We start from the raw sequence: 21,913 nt of genomic DNA, 5'->3' as shown, positions 1-21,913 counted from the left end.
CTCAGTCCTGCGGGGCGGGCGCCGGGGGCGGCGGCTGGCGCCGCACGTGCTGGTCGGGCCACACGAACCGGCGGAACGCCCACCAGCGGAACGCCATCCCGACCAGGGTGCCGACGATCTGCCCGGCGACGAAGTCCGCGGACTCCTGGGCCACCAGCGACACCACCGGGACCTGCAGCTCGAACACGTAGCGCGAGACCCACAGCGGCGCCGAGTACACCGCGACACCGATCCCGCTGATGACGAAGAACAGCGCGGCCTCGTGGTGCCGCTCGCGCCCGCCGCGGGTCCGGAAGGACCACTCGCGGTTCAGCACGTAGGACACCATGGTCGCCACCAGCACCGCGATCACCTTGGCGGTCACCGGCTTGTCGGCGAGCACCGTGGCCTTGAGCACCAGGAACACCACGGTGTCGATCACCCAGGTGCTACCGCCGACCATCAGGAACTTGATCAGCTCGCGGTGCTTGATGGCCTTGTCGCGGTACGGCTGGGGGATCCGGGCGAGTGTCGCCTCCACCACCGTCACGCCGACGATCGTGCCAGATTAGGCTTCCCGTCTCGTGGAGAGGGTTGACACGCCAGACGCCGCGATGCCCGTCGTCGGGATGGTCGGCGGCGGCCAGCTGGCCCGGATGACCGCACAGGCCGCCGTCGCGCTCGGGCAGACGTTGCGGGTGCTCGCCGCGTCGCCGCAGGACCCGGCCGCGCGGGTGACGCCGGACGTCGTCCTCGGCGACCCGGACGACGCCGCGGCGCTGCGCGAGCTCGCGACCGGCTGCTCGGCCGTCACGTTCGACCACGAGGGCGTGCCGCAGGAGGTGCTGGTCCCGCTGGCCGAGGCCGGTGTCCCGCTGCGCCCGCCGCCCGCGGCGCTCGTGCACGCGCAGGACAAGCTCGTGATGCGACGGCGGCTGGCCGGCATGGGCCTGCCCGTCCCGGCGTTCGCCGAGGTGACCGCGCCCGGCGACGTCACCGCGTTCGGCGCCGAGCACGGCTGGCCGGTGGTGCTCAAGGCCACCCGCGGCGGCTACGACGGCCGCGGCGTCTGGTTCCTGCGTGCCGACGACCCCGGCCACGTCGCCGCGCTGCTCGACGCCGGCACCCCGCTGCTCGTCGAGTCCGCGGTCCCGATGACCCGGGAGCTGGCCGCGAGCGTCGCCCGGTCCCCGTACGGCCAGGCCGCGGCCTGGCCGGTCGTCGAGACCCTGCAGGTCGACGGCCAGTGCGCACGGGTCACCGCCCCCGCGCCGGGTCTGGGCCTTGCCGACACGGCGCGTGTCCAGGAGCTGGCGCTGCGGATCGCCGACGAGCTCGGCGTCGTCGGGCTGATGACGGTCGAGCTGTTCGAGACCGCGCCCGGGCAGGTGGTGGTCAACGAGCTCGCGATGCGCCCGCACAACTCCGGGCACTGGACGATCGAGGGCTCGGTCACCTCGCAGTTCGAGCAGCACCTGCGCGCGGTCCTGGACTACCCGCTCGGCTCGACCGCCCCGGTCGCGCCGGTCGCGGTGATGGCGAACGTCCTCGGTGCGGCGCAGGAGCCGTCGATGGGCATGGACGAGCGGCTGCACCACTGCTTCGCCCGCTTCCCCGAGGCGAAGGTGCACCTCTACGCCAAGGACGGCCGCCCGGCCCGGAAGATCGGCCACGTGACGGTGCTGGGCACCGACGAGGACGACGTGCGCACCCGCGCCGAGCTGGCCGCCGGCTGGCTGGCCACCGCGACCTGGGCCGACGGCTGGTCCGCCCACACCGGCGACGGCGGCACCGGTGCCGCCGGCGCCCACCCGGAAGGAACCCGATGACCCAGACCGGCTCCCCGCGCGTCGGCGTGATCATGGGCAGCGACTCCGACTGGCCGGTCATGGAGGCCGCCGGTGCCGCGCTCGACGAGTTCGGCGTGCCGTGGGAGGTGGGCGTCTACTCCGCGCACCGCACCCCGCAGCGGATGCTCGACTACGCCGCGTCGGCCGCCGACCGCGGGCTGCAGGCCATCGTCGCCGGGGCCGGCGGCGCCGCGCACCTGCCCGGCATGGTCGCCGCCGCGACGCCGCTGCCGGTGATCGGCGTGCCCGTGCCGCTGAAGTACCTCGACGGCCTGGACTCGCTGCTGTCGATCGTCCAGATGCCCGCCGGGGTGCCGGTCGCGACGGTCGCGGTGGGCAACGCCCGCAACGCCGGGCTGCTCGCGGTGCGCATCCTCGGCGCCGGCGACGAGCGGCTGCGCCAGGCGATGCTGGAGTACCAGTCCGACCTGGAGAACAGCGTGCTGGACAAGGACGCCGCGCTGCGCGCCGCGGCGCGCGAGCGGGACTGATTTTTTCCGCTGGCGCCCGCGCCGGACCCGTGCGTACGGTGGCGGTACACGGGAGAGGAGGTGGTCCAGCAGATGAGCTACAGCAGGACACGTGAGGTGGCCGTCAGCTAGCACCACGTTCTGCTCCGGGGCGGGAGAACCGGCCCGGAGAGACGGTCGTGGAAGCCGGTGTGGTGCCGGCGAGTTCCCGACGGTCACCCGTGATCCCCGGGTCCGAACCTTGTCCGGTTCGGTGACGCACGCCCGTGCGGCCCGGGGATCACGCATGTCCGGGGCCGTGCGGCCCGCACCCGGCCGTCAGCCGGTCCGGGACGACGCGCCCTGCTCCAGCGCGCGGGCGGCGCGCTCCAGCCGCCGCGTGACGCTCTCCAGGTCCGGCGCGGAGGCCTGCTCCGACGCGTCGTCCAGCGGCAGCATCGGCGCCACCCGCCGGAAGTGCTCCAGGGCCCCGGGCAGGTCGGCGTCGCGGGCGCCGTCGGCCAGCCAGCGGCGCAGGGCCTGGTTGTGCGCGGCGACCACGGCGGCGGCGGTCACCGTCGCGCGCAGCTCGCCGTCGGGCCGCCCACCCAGCCGGGCGGTGAGCTCGCGGGTGAACAGCCGCCGGTAGTGGTGCACCGAGGCCGCCTCGCGGTCGCGCAGGGCCGGCACCGCACCGACCAGCGCGAAGCGCATCCGGGCCACGTGGGCGTCCTCGGTGTAGAGCTCGAACACGGTCTCCGCGGCACGCAGTGCCAGTGACGGCAGCGGCTCGTCGGGGTGGGCGCCGTCGAACACCTCGGAGATCCGGGCGAGCCCCCGCTCGTGGTCGGGGGACAGCGCGTCCTCCTTGCCGCGGAAGTAGCGGAAGAACGTGCGGCGCCCGACGCCCGCGGCGGCGGCGATGTCGTCGACGGTCGTCTCGTCGTAGCCGCGGTCGGTGAACAGCTGCGCGGCGGCCGCCACGAGGTCCCGGCGCACCTCGGCGCGGCCCTCGGGGGAACGGCCGCGCCGAGTGCTGCTCGTCATGGCACGGAGGGTAGCAAGGTCCCGTGACATGTGGCACGGAGTGCCGTTAGCATGGGCGCCATGAACAGCGACTTCGACAGCTACCGGCTCAGCGACGAGCACGAGGCCCTCCGCGAGGCCGTCCGCGACCTGGCGGAGAAGGAGATCGCTCCGCACGCCGCCGACGTCGACGAGCAGGGCCGCTACCCGACCGAGGCCCGCGACGCGCTGACGAAGGCCGGTTTCCAGGCCGTGATCATCCCCGAGGAGTACGGCGGCCAGGGCGCCGACGAGCTCGCGGGCTGCATCGTCATCGAGGAGGTCGCCCGGGTCTGCGCGTCGTCGTCGCTGATCCCCGGCGTGAACGGGCTCGGGCTCACCCCGATCCTGCTGTCGGCCTCGGACGAGCTGAAGAAGCAGGTGCTGCCCTCGGTCGCGTCCGGCGAGGCCATGGTGAGCTACGCGCTGTCCGAGCGCGAGGCCGGCTCCGACGCCGCGTCGATGAAGACCCGCGCCCGCCGCGACGGCGACGAGTGGGTCCTCAACGGCACGAAGTGCTGGATCACCAACGCCGGAGAGTCCACCTGGTACACGGTCATGGCCGTCACCGACCCGGAGAAGAAGGCGAACGGGATCTCCGCGTTCGTCGTGCACGCCGACGACCCGGGCTTCGTGATCGGGACCAAGGAGCGCAAGCTCGGCATCCACGGCTCGCCGACCCGCGAGATCCACTTCGAGGACGCCCGGATCCCCGCCGACCGGATCATCGGCGCCGAGGGCACCGGCTTCAAGACCGCGCTGCGCACGCTCGACCACACCCGCCCGACGATCGGCGCGCAGGCCGTCGGCATCGCCCAGGGCGCGCTCGACGTCGCGACGCGCTACCTCAAGGAGCGCAAGCAGTTCGGCAGGCACCTGGCCGAGTTCCAGGGCCTGCAGTTCATGCTCGCCGACATGGCGATGAAGGTCGAGGCCGCCCGCCAGCTCTGCTACGTCGCCGCGTCGCGCGCCGAGCGCGGCGAGCCCGACCTGGGCTTCGTCTCCTCGGCCGCCAAGTGCTTCGCCTCCGACACCGCGATGCAGGTGACCACCGACGCCGTGCAGCTGCTGGGCGGGGCCGGTTACACCCGCGACTTCCCGGCCGAGCGGATGATGCGCGACGCGAAGATCACCCAGATCTACGAGGGCACCAACCAGATCCAGCGGATGGTGATGGCGCGCAACCTGCTGAAGTGACAGCCTGACGCCATGGTCGACCCGGCGTTGCTCGACTGGCTGCTCGACACCGACCCGGCGCTGCGCTGGCAGGTCGAACGCGACCTGGCCGGCGCGCCGCCGGCGGTGTGGGAGACGACGCGCGCCCGGGTCGCGACCGAGGGGATGGGCGCGCGGCTGCTCGCCCGTCAGGACCCCGGGGGCACGTGGGCGGGCGGCGCGTACTTCCCGGCGGACGGCTCGGCCGTGGCGGGCCAGCCCTGGACGGCGACGACCTGGTCGCTCAACGCCCTGCGCGAGTGGGGCCTCGACCCGGCGGTGCTGGCCGGCACGGCGGAGAAGCTCGAGTCCTGCCGCTGGGAGTACGACGACCTGCCCTACTGGGGCGGCGAGGTCGACGCCTGCATCAACGCGTTCACCGTCGCCAACGGGCTCTGGCTCGGCCGCGACATGGACGTCCTGGCCGCCTGGTTCGACGAGCACCGGCTCGCCGACGGCGGCTGGAACTGCTTCTGGGTGGACGGCGCGGTGCGGTCGTCGTTCCACTCGACGCTCAACGCGGTGGGCGGCCTGCTGGCCCACGAGCGGGCCACCGGCGGCACCCCCGCGACCCGGGGGGCGCGGCGCGCCGGCGAGGAGTACCTGCTGGTCCGGGGGCTGCTGTACCGGTTGTCGACCGGCGAGCCCGTCGAGCTGGAACGCGCCCCGGACGACCTGGCGTACCCGCTGCGCTGGCGCCACGACGTGCTGCGCGCCACCGACCACTTCCGGCGCGCCGCCGAGCTCGACGGCGCCGCCCCCGACCCGCGGCTCGCCGACGCGATCGCGCTGCTGCGGGCCCGGCGCGGCCCGGACGGCCGCTGGACGCAGGGCGAGCGCGACCCCGGGGAGATGTGGTTCGAGGTCGACGTCGCGCCCGGCGAGCCGTCGCCGTGGCTGACCCTGCACGCCACCCGCGTCCTGTCCTGGTGGGACTCCGCGGCCTGACGACCGGGCCGTGGCTAGGGTCGGCGGGTGGGTCGTTCCTGGGCACAGCCGGTGTCGGTCGGCGTGGTCTCCGCGGTCGTCGGGGTCACCAGCTCGTTCGCCGTCGTGCTGGCCGGGCTGCGCGGCGCCGGCGCCGACCCGGCGCAGGCCGCGTCCGGGCTGGTCGTACTCACCGCGCTCATGGGCGTGGCGACACTGTGGCTCTCACGCCGCTTCCGCCGCCCGCTGACCGTCGCGTGGTCCACCCCCGGCGCCGCGCTGCTGGCCTCGACCGGCGCCGTCGCGGGCGGCTGGCCCGCGGTGGTGGGGGCGTTCGTCGTGACCGGCGTGCTGATCGTGGCGACCGGGCTGGTGCGGCCGCTCGGACGGCTGGTCGCGGCCATCCCCGCGCCGATCGCGCAGGCGATGCTCGCGGGGGTGCTGCTGCCGCTGTGCCTGGCCCCGGTGCGCGCGCTGGTCGAGCAGCCGCTGCTCGTCGCGCCGATCGTCGTGCTGTGGGTGGTGCTGCAGCGGTTCGCGCCCCGCTGGGCGTCGCCCGCGGCGTTCGGGCTGGCGCTGGTCGTGGTGATCGTGCTCGCCGACGGCTGGGGCTGGCTGCGGGCCCCGGCGCTCGCGTTCACGGTACCCTCGTTCTCCGTCGCGGCGGTGGTCGGGGTGGCGCTGCCGCTGTGGGTGGTCACGATGGCCTCGCAGAACGTGCCCGGCGTCGCGGTCCTCGCGGCGGCCGGCTACACCGTGCCCTGGCGCTACGCGATGGTGCTCACCGGCGCCGGGACGGTGCTGGGCGCGCCCGCGGGGGCGCACGCGATCAACCTCGCCGCGATCACCGCCGCGCTGCCCGCGTCCCCGGAGTCCCACCCCGACCCGGCCCGCCGGTGGGTCGCCTGCCAGGCCAACGGGGTCACCTGCCTGGTGCTCGCCCCGCTCGCGACGACGCTGGCCGCGCTGGTCGCCGCGGCCCCGCCGGGCGTGGTCGAGTCCGTCGCGGGCCTGGCCCTGCTCGCGACGTTCGGGGCGGCGCTGGCCGGGGCGCTGACCGTCCCGGAGGGGGCGGGCGACGCGGCCGTCGCGCGGGTGCCCGCGGCGGCGGCGTTCCTGCTCAGCGCGGCCGGGGTGACGGTCGCCGGGATCGGGGCGGCGTTCTGGGGGCTGGTCGCCGGGGTCGTGCTGCACCTGGTGCTGGGCCGCCGGACCGGCTGAGGCCGCGGCTACAGGATGAAGCCGAACAGCGGGCTGTCCGGCGGGATCGGCTCGATGTGCGGGGGCGCCTCGTCCATCCGCTTGAGCAGCGCGGGCAGGTCGTCCGGGCTGCCCAGCTCGATGCCGACCAGCGCCGGGCCGGTCTCCCGGTTGGAGCGCTTGGTGTACTCGAACAGGGTGATGTCGTCGTCCGGGCCGAGGACGTCGTCGAGGAACCGGCGCAGCGCGCCCGGCTCCTGCGGGAACTCGACCAGGAAGTAGTGCTTGCGGCCCTCGAAGACCAGCGCGCGCTCGACGATGTCGGCGTAGCGCGAGACGTCGTTGTTGCCGCCGGAGAGCAGGCACACCGTCGTCGCGTCGCGGGGGATGTCGAGCCGGTCCAGCGCGGCGGGGGACAGCGCCCCGGCGGGCTCGGCGATGATGCCGTCGGACTGGTAGAGCGCGAGCATCTCCACGCAGATCCGGCCCTCGGGCACCGCGAGCAGCTCGACCCCGGCGTCGCGGACGACGTCGAAGGTGGCCGCGCCGACCCGGCGCACGGCGGCGCCGTCGACGAACGGGTCCAGCGACCCCAGCTCCACCGGCTCGCCCGCGGCGACCGCGGCGGCCATGCTCGCCGCCCCGGCCGGCTCGACGCCGACGATCCGGGTGCCCGGCGAGTGCTCGCGCAGGTAGGTGATCGCCCCGGCGAGCAGCCCGCCGCCGCCGACCGGCACGACCAGCACGTCCGGCGGGTCGGCCAGCTGGGACAGGATCTCGCGGGCGATGGTGCCCTGGCCGGCGACGGTGCGCGGGTCGTCGAACGCGGGCACCTGGGTGGCGCCGGTGGACTCGGCGTCGGCGCGGGCGGCCGCGGCGGCCTCGTCGTAGGTGTTGCCGACCACCCGCACCTCGACGGCGTCGCGGCCCAGGCGCGCGACGCGGTCGCGCTTCTGGCGCGGGGTCGTCCCGGGCAGGTACACCCGCCCGGTCACGCCGAGGCGCTGGCAGGCGAACGCGACGCCCTGGGCGTGGTTGCCCGCGCTGGCGCAGACCACCCCGGCGAGGCGGTCGGCCTCGGGCAGCTGGGCGATCAGGTTGTACGCGCCGCGGATCTTGTACGAACGGACCGGCTGCAGGTCCTCGCGCTTGACCCAGACCTCGCCGCCGAGCGCGTCGGACAGGCGCGGGTTGAGCTGCAGCGGGGTCGGGCCGATGACGGCGCGCAGCCGGGCCGCCGCGTCGTCGACGTCCCGGGCGCTCACAGAGGGGGTCACGGTCGTCCAGGGTGTCATGGACCGCGGCCGTGACCTGCGGCTACCCCAGGCGCAGCGTGACCCGCTCGGTCTCCGCGCGCCGGACGAGCGCGTCGGGGGCCGGGTTGACCGTCTGCACCAGCGACGCCCCGGCGGCCAGCACCGCGAGCAGCCCGTCGCGCAGCCCGTCGGCGGTGTCCCAGCCGGTCGTCGACAGCACCCGGTCGCCCGCGCCGATCCCCAGCGCGCCGGCCCGCTCGCGGGCGGCGGCCAGGACCTGCTCGCCGGTGGCGCCGTCCCAGGCGGGCGCGTCGCCGCCGACCGGGTCCCACGGGACGAAGTCGTCGCCGTGCACCCGGACCTCGGTCGCGAAGTCGACGACGCCCGCGGGCAGGCCGGGCAGCCCGCGCCCGAACGCGTCGAGCGAGAACGCCACGACGGTGCCCGCGCCCGCGCCGAGCGCCCGGTCCAGGCGGGCGGCGTCGGCGAGGACGACGTCGGCGCCGGACGGGTCGCCGGCCAGCTCCGCGCCGCACGCCCAGACGGCGAGCAGCACCGTGGCGGTCTGCCAGTGCGCGGGCAGCAGCGCGGAGACCCGCGAGCCCGGCTCGACGTCGAGCTCGTCGCGCAGCAGGTTCGCGGCCTTCGCCGTCCAGTTCGCCGCGGTGGTGCCCGACAGCTCCACGCGCTCGCCGGTGGCGTCGTCGTAGTGGGTGAACAGCGGGCGCGCGGCGGCGGCGCCCAGCGCCGGGCCGAGCAGCGCGTCGGGCAGGAACAGGCCGGAGCCGAAGACGGTGTCCATCGCAGGCCGACGCTACGTCAGTCGATGCAGGGCACCCCGCCCGCGGTGATCGGCGGGGTCGAGGGGCCGGCCGCGGCGGCGGGTGCGGCCGCCGCGGCGGTGGTGCGCGAGCCGGTCGCGCGGTCGGTGCCGAGCAGCACCTGCACCCGGCCCTGGGCGACGGCGTCGGACTGCTCGACGCCGATCCCGCCGAGCGCCTCGGCGACCCTGCGGGCCGCGGCGTCGCCGTCGGCCTGGCTGTAGCGGACCACCGAGGTGGTGCGGTCCGGGGCGTTGGCGACCTCGCCGGGGGTGAACCCGTCGCGGCCGAGGGTGTCGGCGACCTGCGCGGCGAGCCCGGTGACCCCGGACCCGTTGGCGACGTCGGCCACGACCGGCGCCGGTGCCTGCTCCGAGGTCGCGGCGGCCTCCTGCGGCTCGGGCTCGGGCGCGGTGTGGGTGCTGACGAACTCGCGCACCAGGACCGGGTCGACGACCAGCACGTCCTTGCCGCGGGTGGTCTCCGGGCCGCCGGTCGGGATGGTGAGGAAGTCCATCCGCCCGGCCGCGATCGACGACGCCTCGCGGGCGAAGGACAGCAGGTCCCAGCCGCTGTCGATGACGACCGACTGCTGCACCACGTCGATCAGCGACCCCAGCTTCGTCGGGTCGGTCAGCGTGCCCGAGGACAGCACCTTCGCGGCCACCGCGGCCAGGAACACCTGCTGGCGGTTGATCCGCGACAGGTCGCCCCCGGCGAGGCCGTGGCGCTGGCGGACGAAGGCGAGCGCGTCGGCGCCGGAGATCGTCTGCGGGCCGGCGGGGAAGTCGGCGCCGGAGAACGCGTCCTTGGCCGGCGCCGTGAGGCAGACCTCGACGCCGCCGATGGCGTTGGTGAGGTTGTAGAAGCCGAGCAGGTTGACCTCGGCGAAGTGGTCGATGCCCAGGCCGGTGAGGTCCTGCACGGTGGTGATCAGCGCCTGCCGGCCGGCCTGGGAGGACTCCTGGTCGACCCGCCGCGGGTCGGTGACGCCCTCGGCGACCAGCCGCGACGCGGTCTGCGCCTTGGTCTGCGGGTACGCCGCGTTGATCTTGTTGCGGCCGAGGCCCGGGATCGACACCTCGGAGTCGCGCGGGATGGAGAACGCGGTGGCGCTGCCGCCGTCGGCGGGCAGGTGCACCACGATGATCGTGTCGGAGTTGAGGACGCCGGACTCCGCGCCGCTGCGCAGCTGGGCGAGCACCTCGGCCGGCAGCGGGTCGCCCTGGGCGTCGGTGCGGCTGTCGACGCCGACGAGCAGGATGTTCTGCTCGCCGCCCGCCGAGCCGCCGAACAGCAGGTTCGTCGTCGTGATGCCGCCGGTGACGTCGCGGTAGAGGGTCCACACCGCGCCGGTCAGCAGCACCGTGAGCGCCGACAGCACCGCGACGGCGAGCCGCAGCCGGGCCAGCAGCCGGTGGCCGCGGCCGCGCCGCGCGGCCGGGGCCGTGCGGGTGGGGTGGGCCGGGTGGGCGTCGACGGCCCGGCCCGCGCCGGGGCGGGACCAGCCCGCGGGACCGGCGGGACGGTCCCGCCCGGCCGCCCCGGCGCGGACGGCGGGGGAGCGCGACCAGCTCTGCGGGGCGGCGGAGCGGCCGGCGCGGCGCGCGGCGGCGCGCTCGGCCGCCGAGGGCCGGGAGCGGTCGCGGCCGTCGCCCATGCTCGCTCCCCTCGCTCGGCCCCACCCGCACGGGTGACACCGGTCAACCGGGCCGGGTCCCGGACGTCCGTAGGACCGGACGGGCCGGCCGGGCACCAGGGTGCAGCATGCGGGCGGCCGGCGCGGGCCGTGACGGCCTGCGTGTCGGGCGGCTCGCCCGGTCGTCGTAGGGTCGGTGGACTTGAGAGTGACGGGCGGGTGTCACCCGTCGTCGCTGCTCGGGGCCGTCGCGGGGATGACGACAGGGTGTCGCGGACCCGGCGGTGATCACTCGGTGTGATCTTCGCGGGCGCGAACGGGCGTCCCGGCGGACCGCGGGCCGACGGGTCTGGTTGGGTTGCGGGCGTGCAGGAGAGGGGAGCAGCGGTGGGTGAGGGCGTGCCGGGGTACGGCGACGGGCTCGCCGTCGTCACGGTGACCTACTCGCCGGGCGCTCTGCTGGACACGTTCCTGGACTCGCTGCGCGGCGCGACCACCCGGACCGGGGTGCCGGTCGTGCTCGCCGACAACGGCTCGGTCGACGGCGCCCCCGAGCGCGCCGCCCGGGCACGGCCGGAGGTCACCTTCCTGCCGATCGGCGAGAACGTCGGCTACGGCGCCGCGGCGAACCGCGGGGTCGCGTCGCTGCCGCGCGAGATCGGGTGGGTCGTCGTCGCCAACCCGGACCTGGAGTGGGGCGCCGGCTCGCTGGACACCCTGCTCGACGCGGCCCGCCGCCACCCGCGCGCGGGGTCGCTGGGGCCGCTGATCCGCGAGCCCTCCGGCGAGGTCTACCCGTCGGCGCGGGAGCTGCCGTCGCTGGTCGCGGGGGCCGGGCACGCCGCGCTCGGGCCGGTCTGGCCCGCGAACCCGTGGACGGCGGCCTACCGGCGCAGCCGCGAGGACCTGACCGAACGGGCCGCGGGCTGGCTGTCCGGGTCGTGCCTGCTCCTGCGCCGCAGCGCCTTCGACTCCGTCGACGGTTTCGACCCGCGCTACTTCATGTACTTCGAGGACGTCGACCTGGGCGAACGCCTGGGTCTCGCCGGATGGCGAAACGTGTACGTCCCGTCCGCCGATGTCGTACACGTGGGCGGAGCGTCCACGGGCAAGCCGGAGGTGTCGGCGCGGATGCTCGCCGAGCACCACCGCAGCGCCTACCGCTACCTGGCCGACCGCCACCGCGGCCCGGCCCGCGCACCGCTGCGCGCCGCGTTCCGGGCGGGCCTGGCCGTGCGTTCGGCCCTGACGACCCGGTAGCCGACCGAGAGAAACACCAGAGGGAGAACCGTGCACGACGTCGAGGCGGTCGTACTGGTCGGGGGCAAGGGCACCCGGCTGCGGCCACTGACCCTGTCGGCACCCAAGCCGATGCTGCCGACCGCGGGCGTGCCGTTCCTGGCGCACCTGCTGTCCCGGATCCGCGAGGCGGGCATCCGCCGGGCCGTGCTGGGCACCAGCTACCTGGCCGAGACCTTCGAGGAGCACTTCGGCGACGGCTCGTCGCTGGGGCTGGACCTCACCTACGTGACCGAGACCGAGCCGCTGGGCACCGGCGGCGGGATCCGCAACGTCGCCGGGAAGCTGTCGGCCGAGCACGTCATGATCTTCAACGGCGACGTGCTCGCGGGCACCGACCTGCGCGCGGTCGTCGACACCCACAAGGACGCGCGGGCCGACGTGACCCTGCACCTGGTGCGGGTGCAGAACCCGCGGGCGTTCGGCTGCGTGCCGACCGACCCCAGCGGGCGGGTGCTGGAGTTCCTGGAGAAGACCGAGGACCCGCCCACCGACCAGATCAACGCCGGGTGCTACGTCTTCCGGCGCGAGGTCATCGACACCATCCCGGAGGGGCGGCCGGTGTCGGTCGAGCGCGAGACGTTCCCCGACCTGCTGGCCTCCGGCGCGCACGTGCAGGGCCACGTCGACGTCGCCTACTGGCGCGACATGGGCACCCCCGGCGACCTGGTCCACGGCTCGGCGGACCTGGTCCGCGGGGTGGCGCCGTCCGCGGCGCTGCCCGGCCCGACCGGCGAGTCGATGGTGCTCGAGGGCGCCGAGGTGGCCGCCGACGCGTTCGTGTTCGGTGGGACGACCGTCGGGCGCGGCGCCCGGATCGGCTCCGGCGCCCGCGTCGAGGGCTCGATGCTCTTCGACGGCGCCGTCGTCGAGGCGGGGGCGGTCGTGGAGAACTCCGTGATCGGGGCCGGCGCGGTGGTCGAGGAGGGCGCGAGCATCCGCGACACCGTCGTCGGCGACCGGGCCGTCATCGGCGCGCACTGCGAGCTGCGCAACAACATGCGGATCTGGCCCGACGTCACCCTCCCGCCCCACGGCGTCCGGTTCTCCCCGGACGTGTGACCATCGGGTCGTGACGACGGCCGCGGCGGTGGTGGACCGGGAGTGGCGCCCGCCCTTCCCGCTCGACCTGTACGGCGTGCTGGCCCCGCTGCGCCGCGGCCGGGGCGACCCCACCTGGCGCACCGCCGCCGACGGCGCGGTGATCTGGCGGGTGTCGACCACGCCCGCCGGGGCCGCGACGACCGCGATCCGCCGCCGGGCCGACGGCACCGTGCGGGCCACCGGCTGGGGCCCGGGCGCGGCCTGGGAGATCGACCGGCTGCCGTCGCTGCTGGGGGCCGACGACGACCCGTCGGCGTTCGTCGCGCACCACCCGCTGGTCGCCGACGCGCACCGCCGCCGCCCCGGGCTGCGGCTCGGCTCCACCGGCCGGGTCTGGGACGCGCTGCTGCCCGCGGTGCTGGAGCAGAAGGTCACCGGCACCGAGGCGCACCGCAGCCACCGCGAGCTCGCGTGGCGCTTCGGCGATCCGGCGCCCGGGCCGGCCGGGATCGTGCCCGCCGGGATGCGGGTGCCGCCGACCCCCGGCCAGGTCCGCGCGATCCCGGAATGGGAGTGGCACCGCGCCGGTGTCGACCACGCGCGGCGCACGGCGATCCTGCACGCGGCCGTCGTCGCGCACCGGCTGGAGCGGGCCGCGGAGCTGCGGGGCGAGGCGGGCCGGGTCCTGCTGCGCCGGGTCCGCGGCATCGGGGTGTGGACGGCGGCGGAGATCGCCCAGCGGGCGTGGGGCGACCCGGACGCGGTCAGCTTCGGCGACTTCCACGTGCCCAACACCGTCGGCTGGGCGCTGCTCGGCCACGACCTCGACGACGCCGGGATGGCGGAGGTGCTCGCCCCGTACGTCCCGCAGCGCCAGCGGGCGGTGCGCTACATCGAGTCCTCGGGGTTCCGGCGCCCCCGGTTCGGGCCCCGGTTCTCCCCGCGCGACTACCGGTCGCTCTGACGGACGTAGGGTCTGGCGCGTGAAGGTCACCGTTCTGGTCGGCGGGGTCGGCGGCGCCCGCTTCCTGCAAGGCGTCAAGCTCGCGCTCGGGCTGCCCCCGGTCGGGCCCGCCCCGGCCGCGGCGGAGCACGAGATCACCGCGGTGGTCAACGTCGGCGACGACATCTGGCTGCACGGCCTGCGCGTCTGCCCGGACCTCGACACCTGCATGTACACCCTCGGCGGCGGCATCGACGTCGAGAAGGGCTGGGGGCGGTCGGAGGAGACCTGGTCGGTCACGGCCGAGCTGGAGGCCTACGGCGCCGACGCGACCTGGTTCGGGCTCGGCGACCGCGACGTCGCCACCCACCTCGTCCGCACCCGGATGCTGCGCGCCGGCTACCCGCTCTCCCAGGTCACCGAGGCCCTGTGCCACCGCTGGCAGCCCGGCGTGACGCTGCTGCCCGCCTCCGACGACCGCGTCGAGACCCACGTCGTGATCGACAACCCGGACCCGGCCGCGGTGGAGGAGACCCCGCAGGTCGCGATCCACTTCCAGGAGTGGTGGATCCGCCACCGGGCCGCGCCGAAGGCGTACCGGTTCGCCTCGGTGGGGGCCGACCAGGCCGCGATCCTGCCCGAGGCGCGCGCCGCGATCGCCGGGGCCGACGTCGTGCTCGTCGCGCCGTCGAACCCGGTCGTCTCGATCGGCACGATCGTGTCGGTGCCCGGGGTCGCGCAGGCCCTCGCGGCGACGCCCGCGCCGGTCGTCGGGCTGTCGCCGATCGTCGGCGGCGCCCCGGTGCGCGGCATGGCCGACGCCTGCCTGAGCGCCATCGCCGTCGAGACCAGCGCCGAGGGCGTCGGGCGGCACTACGGCGGCCGCGGCGAGGGCGGTCTGCTCGACGGCTACCTGGTGCACACCGGCGACGCCGCGACCGTGCCCGGCGCGACCGTGCGCGAGGTCCCGCTGCTGATGACCGACCACGAGGCGACCGCCGCGATGGCGCGCGCCGCGTTCGACCTGGCGGGCGTGGGTGTCTGAGCCGGTCGGCGACCACGCCGCGGACCGGCTGGAGATCCTGCCGGTCACCGGGCTGCCGGAGTTCCGCCCCGGCGACGACCTCACCGCCGCGCTCGCCGACCGGCTGGGCTGGCTGCGCGACGGCGACGTCGTGGTCGTCACCTCGAAGGTGTTCTCCAAGGTCGAGGGACGGCTCGTGCCGGCCCCGGTCGACGACGAGGAGCGCGACGCGCTGCGCCGCAGGCTCGTCGACCAGGAGACCGAGCGCGTCGTCGCCCGGACCGGGAAGACGCTGATCGTCGCCGGGAAGCTCGGCATCGTGCAGGCCGCGGCCGGGATCGACGGATCCAACGTGCGGCGCGACGAGCTGGCCCTGCTGCCCGCCGACCCCGACGCCAGCGCCGCCGGGCTGCGCGCCGGGCTGCGGGAGCGGCTCGGGGTGGACGTGGGCGTCGTCGTCACCGACACGCTGGGCCGCAGCTGGCGGGTCGGGCAGACCGACATCGCGATCGGCGCGGCCGGGCTGACGGTCCTGCACGGCTACGGCGGCGCCGTCGACGGCCAGGGCAACGACCTGGTCGTCACCGAGATCGCGGTCGCCGACGAGATCGCCGCGGCCGCCGACCTGGTGAAGGGCAAGCTCGGCGCGCTGCCGGTCGCGGTGGTGCGCGGCATGACCCTGTCCGACGACGGGTCGACGGCCCGCGACCTGATCCGCCCGATCGAGAACGACCTGTTCCGGCTCGGGACCGCCGAGGCGATCGCCCGCGGCCGCGGCGAGGCGGTCCTGCTGCGCCGCAGCACCCGCGACTTCGCGCCCGACCCCGTCGACGCCGACGCCCTGCGCCGCGCCGTCGGCGTCGCGCTGACCGCGCCCGCCCCGCACCACAGCACGCCGTTCCGGTTCGTGTGGCTGCGCGACCCCGCGCGGCGCAGCGCCGTGCTCGACGCGCTGCGCGAGCGCTGGCGCGCCGACCTCGAGGCCGACGGCCGCCCCGCCGAGGAGGTCGCGCGCCGCCTCGCCCGCGGGGACCTGCTGCGCCGGGCGCCGGAGCTGGTGCTGGCGTTCCGGTCGCGCGCGGGGATGCACGCCTACGGCGACGCCCGCGACGCCGCCGAGCGGGACATGTTCACCGTCGCGGGCGGGGCGGCGGTGCAGTCGCTGCTCGTCGCGCTGGCCGCGGAGGGGCTCGCGTCCTGCTGGGTCGGGTCGACGATCTTCGCCGCCGACGTGGCCCGGGCGGCGCTGGGGCTGCCCGGCGACTGGGAGGCCCTCGGCGCCGTCGCCGTCGGGGTGCCGGTCGAGCCGCTCACCCCCCGCGCCCCGCGGGACCCCGGCGACGCGCTGGTGGAGCGGTGAGCCCCGGCCCGGCCGGCCGGCGGAGCGCGACGTGGTGACCGCGGCGGCGGCGGCCGGCGAGCTCGGCGCCTGGGAGCCCCCCGACGCGGGGCAGCGCGCGCTGCGCCACGCCCTGCTGGCGTTCCTCGACGCCCGCCCCGACGACGCGTGCGAGCGCTCCTGCGTGCCCGGGCACCTGACCGCGTCGGCGCTGCTGCTCGACGCGACCGGCGAGCACACGCTGCTGACCCTGCACCCGCGGGTGGGCCGCTGGATCCAGCTCGGCGGGCACTGCGAGCCCGGCGACGCGTCGCTGCGCGCCGCCGCCCTGCGCGAGGCCACCGAGGAGTCGGGGATGGACGGCCTGGAGATCGGCGAGCACCCGCTGCACGTCGACGTCCACCCGGTCACCTGCTCGCTGGGGGTGCCGACCCGCCACCTCGACGTCCGCTACCTGGTCCGGGCCCCCGCCGGGGCGACCCCGCGGATCAGCGACGAGTCGCTGGACCTGCGCTGGTGGCCGGTCGGCGCGCTCCCGGACGACGACGACACCGTCGCCACCATGGTCGCCGCCGCCCGCTGACGGGGGTCAGAGGCTCCGCCAGAAGAACAGGGCCGAGTACCCGACGGAGAGCAGCTCCCGGTCCCCGCCGGCCGCGCCGAACAGCAGCTGGGTCACGGCGAAGAAGATCGCGCTCACCCCCGGCACGAACAGCAGCAGGCCCAGCAGCACCAGCGGCGCCCACGGCCGCACCCGCTCGCCGAGCCGCTGCGCCGGCACCGACAGGTACGGCTCCAGCGCGCCCCAGCCGTCGAGGCCGGGGACCGGCAGCATGTTCAGCACGAACGCGATGATCTGGAAGAAGGCCAGCGCGCTGAGCCCGGCCGCGAGCGGCAGCGGCATCGCCGGCAGCGCGGCCACCGTGATGATCAACACGACGCCCAGGGCGAGGTTGGCGAACGGCCCGGCGAGGGAGACCGCGCTGCGCCGGGCCCGCGACCGCAGCGCCCACTGGTTGATCCACACCGCGCCGCCGGGCAGCGGCAGGCCGCCGACCAGCAGGATCACCAGCGGGAGCACCAGCGAGAGCCCGGGATCGGTGTAGCGGCGCACGTCGAGGGTGAGATAGCCCTTCGCCGCGACCGAGGTGTCGCCGCCGCGGTAGGCGGTGATCGCGTGCGCGTACTCGTGCAGGCACAGCGACACGACCCACCCGCCCAGGACCAGGACGAACACGCCGGCCGTCGCGAGCGCGGAGGAGCGGGCGGGCACGGCGGCGACCGCGAGGACACCTCCGGACAGGGTGATGCCGACGATCAGGAGGAACCACGGGCTGATCCGGCGCGTCAGAGCTGGCACGTACCCATACTCCACGTGGGAGGAAACGCCCGCGCGCGACCCTTCACTCAATCGGCAGAGCCGGCTTGCACACAGCGACTGTCAGCGCTGTACTTACAGCGGTGTCATTCGCCGGTGCGTTGCGGGGAGGTGGGCGAGTGGACGACGTCGAGGGTTTCATGCGGATGTTGCGGCCGGTGGGGGCCGACGCCGCGGTCACGAACGAGCGGTCCGGTCCGGAGATGGCCGACTACGACCAGGTGGCGCAGGTCCTGGACCTGAAGGGCCTGCTGGACGAGGGGCCCTCGGACGAGGTCCCGGACTGGCAGGAACGCGCGCTGTGCGCGCAGACCGACCCGGAGGCGTTCTTCCCCGAGAAGGGCGGCTCCACCCGCGAGGCCAAGCGCATCTGTTCCGGCTGCGAGGTCCGGGCCGAGTGCCTGGAGTACGCGCTGGCGCAGGACGAGCGCTTCGGCATCTGGGGCGGGCTGTCCGAGCGCGAGCGCCGGCGCCTGCGCCGCGCCGCGGTCTGAACCCGGTCCACGGAGCCACGAGGGGCCGGCCACCGCACGGTGGCCGGCCCCTCGTCCGTGTGACGGGTGCGTGCCCGGCTCAGCCGCCGTCGACGGCGTCGGGCTCGATGTTGAGGTACTCCGCGACCTGCTCCACGAGCACCTCGTGGACGAGGTCGGCGAGGTCCTCGCCGTTGCGCGCCCGCGCCTCCAGCGGACGGCGGTAGAGCACGATCCGCGCGCGCGTCGGGATCCCGGCGGAGTCGACCCCCGCCGGGACGAGGTGCGCCAGCGGCACGCCGACGTCGGCGAGCACCCCGGTGCCCCACACGACCTCGTCGGGCGAGGTGCGGTCGACCGACGGGACGTCGTCGACGGCCAGGTCGAGGTCGGCCAGCTCCGGTCCCCAGCGGGCCTCGATCGGCTCCAGCGCCTCGAGCACCTTCGCGTCGAAGCGTTCGGCGCGGGTGCGGAAGGCCGGCGTCGTCACCGGGTACATCAGCCCGCGCAGGCCGCGCCCGCGACGGTCCCGCCGGCGGGGGCTGCGCGGCGGCCGGCGGTCGGGGTCGGGACGGGTACCGGGCACGCGCCCAGTCTAGGACCCCGCCGCCCCCACCGGCGCCGACCCGCGAGCGCGGCGGGCGCACCGTCCGCCGAGCGGGGTGCGCGTCGCAGTGCGGCGGCGGGCCGGCGACGGGTTATCGTCCCCGTCGTGTTGAGTGTGCGGAGATGTTCACGGACGGGCTGCACCGAGCTCGCCGTCGCCACGCTCACCTACGTCTACGCCGACTCCACCGCCGTCGTCGGCCCGCTCGCCACGCAGGCCGAGCCGCACTCCTACGACCTGTGCACCGGGCACGCGCACAACCTGACCGCCCCGCGCGGGTGGGAGGTCGTCCGGTTCGAGGGGGAGTTCGCCCAGCCCCAGCACAGCGGCGAGGACCTGACCGCGCTCGCCGACGCCGTCCGCGAGGCGGGCCGGGTGGACCGGCCGGTCGAGGTGGTGGCCCGGCCCGGCGGCACCGGCCGGCGCGGCCACCTGCGGGTCCTGCCGACCCCCGAGGACGGCTGACGCACCCCACGGTGACCGGTCGTGCACGTCCCGTCGGCACGCCGCGGTGACGGGGTGGACCTGCGCGGACGGGTGACGGGCCTGCGCTAGGGTCGTGCGTCGTGCCCGACCTCTCGGCGATCGTGAAGGCCTACGACATCCGCGGTGTCGTCGGCGACCAGCTGGACGAGCCCACCGCCCGCGCGCTCGGCGCGGCCACCGCCCGGCTCGTGGCGGGCGACGACCCGGCCCCGTCCGCGGTCGTGGTCGGCCGCGACATGCGCGACAGCTCGCCCGCGCTGGCCGCGGCGTTCGCCGACGGCGTCACCGCGCAGGGGCTCGACGTCGTCGACATCGGACTGGCCAGCACCGACATGCTCTACTACGCCTCCGGCACGCTGGACCTGCCCGGCGCGATGTTCACCGCGAGCCACAACCCGGCCGCCTACAACGGCATCAAGCTGTGCCGCGCGGGCGCGGTGCCGATCGGGCAGGACAGCGGGCTCGCCACCCTCCGCGACGACGCCGCCCGCCTGCTGGACGAGGGCGTCCCGGCGGTGGCCGCGCCCGGCACCGTGCGCACCGAGGACATGCTCGCCGGCTACGCGGGCTACCTGCGCGGCCTGGTCGACCTGTCGTCGCTGGACGCCGGCCCGGAGCTGACCGTCGTCGTCGACGCCGGCAACGGGATGGGCGGGCACACCGTGCCGACCGTGTTCGACGGTCTGAACGTGCGCGTCGTGCCGCTGTACTTCGAGCTCGACGGCACGTTCCCGAACCACGAGGCCAACCCGCTGGACCCGGCCAACCTGGTGGACCTGCAGAAGCGGGTCGTCGCCGAGGGCGCGGACCTGGGCCTGGCCTTCGACGGCGACGCCGACCGCTGCTTCGCCGTCGACGAGCGCGGCGAGGCCGTCAGCCCCAGCGCGATCACCGGGCTGGTCGCCGCCCGTGAGATCGCCCGGGCCCGGGCCGCGGGGGAGACCGGGGTCGCAGTCATCCACAACCTCATCACCTCCCGGGCGGTGCCCGAGCTCGTCGCCGAGCACGGCGGGCGTGCCGTCCGGACCCGGGTCGGGCACTCGTTCATCAAGCAGACGATGGCCGAGACCGGCGCCGTGTTCGGCGGCGAGCACTCCGCGCACTACTACTTCCGCGACTTCTGGAAGGCCGACTCCGGCATGCTCGCGGCGCTGCACCTGCTCGCCGCGCTGGGCGAGCACCGGGCCGTGCCCGGGGCGACGCTGTCGGGCCTGATGGGCGGCTACGACCGCTACGCCGCCTCCGGGGAGATCAACTCCACGGTCGCGGACCAGGCCGCGAAGGTCGCCGAGATCGAGGGGATCTACGGCCCGCGCGACGGCGTGGACCTCGACCGGCTGGACGGCCTGACCGTCTCGCTGCCGGACGGCTCGTGGTTCAACCTGCGCGCGTCCAACACCGAGCCGCTGCTGCGGCTCAACGTCGAGGCCGCCGACGAGGCCGCGGTCCGCGCCCTGACCGACGAGGTCCTCGCGGTCGTCCGGGGCTGACCCGCGTACCTGCGGTGAGCACGGCGTACCCGGTCGGCTGCCGCGAACTGTCGGTACCGGGTGGCAGCATCGACGAGCGCGACACGACGACGAGGAGAACCGTGGCCCTACAGCTCGACCCCCAGCTGCTGGAGATCCTGGCGTGCCCGTGCGACGCGCACGCGGCCCTGAACCCGGGCGAGGACCGGCTGACCTGCACCGACTGCGGGCGTGCGTTCCCCGTGACCGACGGGATCCCGGTGCTGCTGCTCGACGAGGCCCTGCCGGGCACCGGACCGGCGGGAGACGGACGGGACGACGGGTGAACGGGGTGCTCGACGACACGCTGCTGGCGGACCCCGCGGAGCTGGCGGCGCGCGACACCACGGGTGTCCTGCGGGCGGCCGCGACCGCGGGCGCACAGGTCCGGTCCGCTCTGCACACCGCGGGCGACGCGGGGCTGGACCGGCTGCGGGGGCACCGCCCGCGCGCGCTGGTGCTGCTGCACCGTCCCGGCGTCTCCGGGGTGGTGGCCGACCTCGTCGGCGCCCTGCTCGGGGACCGCTGCCCGGTGCCGGTGGTGCCCGCCGAGCGGGTGCCCGGCTGGATCGGGCCGCTGGACGTCGTCGTCGCGCACACCGCCGACCCCGCCGACCACGAGTTGGCCGAGTCGGTCGCGGTCGCCGTGCACCGCGGCGCGGAGGTCGTGCTGTCCGCGCCGGACGCCGGGCCGGTCGCGCAGGCCGGTGCCGGACGCGCCCGGCTGGTCGAGCCCCGGATCCCGCTGCCCGAGGGGCTCGGGTTCGCGCAGGCGCTGACGGTGGCGCTGGTCGCCGTCGCCGAGCTGGACCTGCTGCCGGGGATGCGCAGCGAGGAGCTGCCGGCCCGGCTCGACGCGCTGGCCGACGCGCTCGACGCCGAGGCCGAGCGCTGCCAGCCGGGGCACGAGCCGTTCGTGAACCCGGCGAAGTCGCTGGCCCTGCGCCTGGCCGAGCGGACCCCGCTGCTGTGGGGCGTCGACCCGGCCGCGGCCGCGGTCGCCCGGCACGGGGCGCTCGCGCTGGCCACCCACGCCGGCGTCGTCGCGCACGCCGACACGCTCGCGCAGGCCGGCACCCTGGCCGGGCTGCGGGTCGCCGTGGACCTGTCCGAGCGCGGCGGCGGCGACATCTTCCACGACCCGTTCGACGACCCGGCCCCCGGCGGCGACGCACCGCCCCCGCGGCTGGTGCTGCTCGGCACGGGCGAGGAGGACCCGCAGTCGGTGAGCCGGCGCGTCCTCGGCCGCGAGTGGCCGAACGCCGACCTGGCGCACCCGGTCGACGAGGTGCCCCGCGGCACCCGCGACGCGGCGCTGCTGCGGGCGGGGGTGCTGGCCCTGCGGGCCGACATCGCCGCCGTCTACCTCGGCCTGGCCACCGGCGCCACCCTCATCACCTGACCCGGGAGA

Annotated in this window: 23 protein-coding genes; 16 read left to right on the top strand and 7 right to left on the bottom strand. The window is 76.0% G+C overall.

Translation table 11 applies throughout. The annotated features are described in order from the left end of the window. Position 1: 1 nt before the first annotated feature. The gene (locus WJX68_RS21455; protein ID WP_340293933.1) at positions 2-529 is read right to left on the bottom strand and encodes a GtrA family protein; all 528 of its coding nucleotides are present in this window, start codon (positions 527-529) and stop codon (positions 2-4) included. A gap of 34 nt (positions 530-563) precedes the next feature. Between WJX68_RS21455 and WJX68_RS21450 the strand changes: the two genes are divergently transcribed. Both WJX68_RS21450 and purE read left to right on the top strand, forming a co-directional pair. Then, positions 564-1,808, top strand: a complete 1,245-nt coding sequence (locus WJX68_RS21450; protein ID WP_340293931.1) for a 5-(carboxyamino)imidazole ribonucleotide synthase — start codon at positions 564-566, stop codon at positions 1,806-1,808. After that, the gene (gene purE / locus WJX68_RS21445) at positions 1,805-2,320 is read left to right on the top strand and encodes a 5-(carboxyamino)imidazole ribonucleotide mutase (protein WP_340293929.1); all 516 of its coding nucleotides are present in this window, start codon (positions 1,805-1,807) and stop codon (positions 2,318-2,320) included. The genes WJX68_RS21450 and purE overlap by 4 nt, the downstream gene beginning before the upstream one ends. 297 nt (positions 2,321-2,617) lie before the next feature. Here the strand turns inward: purE and WJX68_RS21440 are convergent, their stop codons facing one another. Continuing rightward, positions 2,618-3,325, bottom strand: coding sequence for a TetR family transcriptional regulator (locus tag WJX68_RS21440; protein ID WP_340293927.1), 708 nt, complete (start codon positions 3,323-3,325; stop codon positions 2,618-2,620). A 60-nt stretch (positions 3,326-3,385) separates the two neighbouring features. Between WJX68_RS21440 and WJX68_RS21435 the strand changes: the two genes are divergently transcribed. From WJX68_RS21435 to WJX68_RS21425, 3 genes are read left to right on the top strand one after another with little or no spacing between them, the layout of a single operon-like run. Further along, a complete protein-coding gene (locus WJX68_RS21435) occupies positions 3,386-4,540 on the top strand; it encodes an acyl-CoA dehydrogenase (protein WP_340293925.1) in 1,155 nt (384 codons plus the stop codon). Between the two features lie 12 nt (positions 4,541-4,552). Beyond that, positions 4,553-5,506 carry a squalene cyclase gene (locus WJX68_RS21430; protein WP_340293922.1) on the top strand — a complete coding sequence of 318 codons (954 nt, stop codon included), beginning with the start codon at positions 4,553-4,555 and terminating at the stop codon, positions 5,504-5,506. Positions 5,507-5,533: 27 nt separating this feature from the next. After that, positions 5,534-6,706 (top strand): benzoate/H(+) symporter BenE family transporter, encoded by a 1,173-nt coding sequence (locus WJX68_RS21425; RefSeq protein ID WP_340293920.1) that lies wholly within the window; start codon positions 5,534-5,536, stop codon positions 6,704-6,706. A gap of 8 nt (positions 6,707-6,714) precedes the next feature. On the opposite strand, the gene ilvA is transcribed toward WJX68_RS21425, so the two are convergent. The 3 genes from ilvA to WJX68_RS21410 are packed head-to-tail and all read right to left on the bottom strand — an operon-like array spanning position 6,715 to position 10,422. Then, positions 6,715-7,980: a threonine ammonia-lyase IlvA gene (gene ilvA / locus WJX68_RS21420; RefSeq protein WP_422785754.1), complete on the bottom strand. Its 1,266-nt coding sequence runs from the start codon at positions 7,978-7,980 to the stop codon at positions 6,715-6,717. 22 nt (positions 7,981-8,002) lie between these two features. Beyond that, positions 8,003-8,743: a TIGR03089 family protein gene (locus tag WJX68_RS21415; protein WP_340293918.1), complete on the bottom strand. Its 741-nt coding sequence runs from the start codon at positions 8,741-8,743 to the stop codon at positions 8,003-8,005. Positions 8,744-8,760: 17 nt separating this feature from the next. Beyond that, positions 8,761-10,422: an LCP family protein gene (locus tag WJX68_RS21410; protein WP_340293915.1), complete on the bottom strand. Its 1,662-nt coding sequence runs from the start codon at positions 10,420-10,422 to the stop codon at positions 8,761-8,763. A 366-nt stretch (positions 10,423-10,788) separates the two neighbouring features. Between WJX68_RS21410 and WJX68_RS21405 the strand changes: the two genes are divergently transcribed. The 6 genes from WJX68_RS21405 to WJX68_RS21380 are packed head-to-tail and all read left to right on the top strand — an operon-like array spanning position 10,789 to position 16,633. After that, on the top strand, positions 10,789-11,661 hold the full coding sequence (locus WJX68_RS21405) for a glycosyltransferase family 2 protein (RefSeq protein WP_340293913.1): 873 nt from the start codon (positions 10,789-10,791) through the stop codon (positions 11,659-11,661). 30 nt (positions 11,662-11,691) lie between these two features. Further along, positions 11,692-12,762, top strand: a complete 1,071-nt coding sequence (gene manB / locus WJX68_RS21400) for a mannose-1-phosphate guanylyltransferase (RefSeq protein ID WP_340293911.1) — start codon at positions 11,692-11,694, stop codon at positions 12,760-12,762. A 10-nt stretch (positions 12,763-12,772) separates the two neighbouring features. Beyond that, positions 12,773-13,708, top strand: a complete 936-nt coding sequence (locus tag WJX68_RS21395; RefSeq protein ID WP_340293909.1) for a DNA-3-methyladenine glycosylase family protein — start codon at positions 12,773-12,775, stop codon at positions 13,706-13,708. A gap of 19 nt (positions 13,709-13,727) precedes the next feature. Continuing rightward, entirely contained in the window at positions 13,728-14,732 is a 1,005-nt protein-coding gene (gene cofD, locus WJX68_RS21390; protein ID WP_340293906.1) for a 2-phospho-L-lactate transferase, read from the top strand. Beyond that, complete coding sequence (locus WJX68_RS21385; protein WP_340293904.1) at positions 14,725-16,071, top strand: coenzyme F420-0:L-glutamate ligase; 1,347 nt, start codon at positions 14,725-14,727, stop codon at positions 16,069-16,071. The genes cofD and WJX68_RS21385 overlap by 8 nt, the downstream gene beginning before the upstream one ends. 31 nt (positions 16,072-16,102) lie before the next feature. Continuing rightward, entirely contained in the window at positions 16,103-16,633 is a 531-nt protein-coding gene (locus tag WJX68_RS21380) for an NUDIX hydrolase (RefSeq protein ID WP_340293902.1), read from the top strand. 6 nt (positions 16,634-16,639) lie between these two features. Here WJX68_RS21380 and WJX68_RS21375 read toward each other — a convergent pair whose 3' ends face one another. Next, positions 16,640-17,410 carry a site-2 protease family protein gene (locus WJX68_RS21375; RefSeq protein ID WP_340293899.1) on the bottom strand — a complete coding sequence of 257 codons (771 nt, stop codon included), beginning with the start codon at positions 17,408-17,410 and terminating at the stop codon, positions 16,640-16,642. A 221-nt stretch (positions 17,411-17,631) separates the two neighbouring features. Between WJX68_RS21375 and WJX68_RS21370 the strand changes: the two genes are divergently transcribed. Further along, positions 17,632-17,922 carry a WhiB family transcriptional regulator gene (locus WJX68_RS21370; protein ID WP_340294002.1) on the top strand — a complete coding sequence of 97 codons (291 nt, stop codon included), beginning with the start codon at positions 17,632-17,634 and terminating at the stop codon, positions 17,920-17,922. A 79-nt stretch (positions 17,923-18,001) separates the two neighbouring features. Here WJX68_RS21370 and WJX68_RS21365 read toward each other — a convergent pair whose 3' ends face one another. Next, positions 18,002-18,400, bottom strand: coding sequence for a metallopeptidase family protein (locus tag WJX68_RS21365; RefSeq protein ID WP_340294000.1), 399 nt, complete (start codon positions 18,398-18,400; stop codon positions 18,002-18,004). A 222-nt stretch (positions 18,401-18,622) separates the two neighbouring features. Here WJX68_RS21365 and WJX68_RS21360 point away from each other — a divergent pair, with 222 nt between their 5' ends. The 4 genes from WJX68_RS21360 (at position 18,623) to WJX68_RS21345 (ending at position 21,904) form a co-directional block, all read left to right on the top strand. After that, complete coding sequence (locus WJX68_RS21360) at positions 18,623-18,973, top strand: DUF3499 domain-containing protein (protein ID WP_340293998.1); 351 nt, start codon at positions 18,623-18,625, stop codon at positions 18,971-18,973. 101 nt (positions 18,974-19,074) lie between these two features. Further along, a complete protein-coding gene (locus WJX68_RS21355) occupies positions 19,075-20,484 on the top strand; it encodes a phosphomannomutase/phosphoglucomutase (RefSeq protein WP_340293897.1) in 1,410 nt (469 codons plus the stop codon). Between the two features lie 101 nt (positions 20,485-20,585). After that, on the top strand, positions 20,586-20,789 hold the full coding sequence (locus WJX68_RS21350) for a Trm112 family protein (protein ID WP_340293895.1): 204 nt from the start codon (positions 20,586-20,588) through the stop codon (positions 20,787-20,789). Further along, positions 20,786-21,904, top strand: a complete 1,119-nt coding sequence (locus WJX68_RS21345) for an SIS domain-containing protein (protein ID WP_340293893.1) — start codon at positions 20,786-20,788, stop codon at positions 21,902-21,904. Before WJX68_RS21350 ends, WJX68_RS21345 begins: the two co-directional genes overlap by 4 nt. Positions 21,905-21,913: the final 9 nt, after the last annotated feature.

Source organism: Pseudonocardia spirodelae (genome assembly GCF_037727765.1).
GTDB lineage: Bacteria > Actinomycetota > Actinomycetes > Mycobacteriales > Pseudonocardiaceae > Pseudonocardia > Pseudonocardia spirodelae.
Note: the sequence above shows the minus strand (reverse complement) of the source record. Positions and strands in the feature narration are given on the sequence as shown.

Excerpts from the sequence above, each read along its gene's own strand:
- purE (WP_340293929.1), top strand. The coding sequence starts at position 1,805 with ATGACCCAGACCGGCTCCCCGCGCGTCGGCGTGATCATGGGCAGCGAC.
- WJX68_RS21440 (WP_340293927.1), bottom strand. The coding sequence starts at position 3,325 with ATGACGAGCAGCACTCGGCGCGGCCGTTCCCCCGAGGGCCGCGCCGAG.
- WJX68_RS21435 (WP_340293925.1), top strand. The coding sequence starts at position 3,386 with ATGAACAGCGACTTCGACAGCTACCGGCTCAGCGACGAGCACGAGGCC.
- WJX68_RS21430 (WP_340293922.1), top strand. The coding sequence starts at position 4,553 with ATGGTCGACCCGGCGTTGCTCGACTGGCTGCTCGACACCGACCCGGCG.
- ilvA (WP_422785754.1), bottom strand. The coding sequence starts at position 7,980 with ATGACACCCTGGACGACCGTGACCCCCTCTGTGAGCGCCCGGGACGTC.
- WJX68_RS21415 (WP_340293918.1), bottom strand. The coding sequence starts at position 8,743 with ATGGACACCGTCTTCGGCTCCGGCCTGTTCCTGCCCGACGCGCTGCTC.
- WJX68_RS21410 (WP_340293915.1), bottom strand. The coding sequence starts at position 10,422 with ATGGGCGACGGCCGCGACCGCTCCCGGCCCTCGGCGGCCGAGCGCGCC.
- WJX68_RS21370 (WP_340294002.1), top strand. The coding sequence starts at position 17,632 with ATGGCCGACTACGACCAGGTGGCGCAGGTCCTGGACCTGAAGGGCCTG.
- WJX68_RS21365 (WP_340294000.1), bottom strand. The coding sequence starts at position 18,400 with ATGTACCCGGTGACGACGCCGGCCTTCCGCACCCGCGCCGAACGCTTC.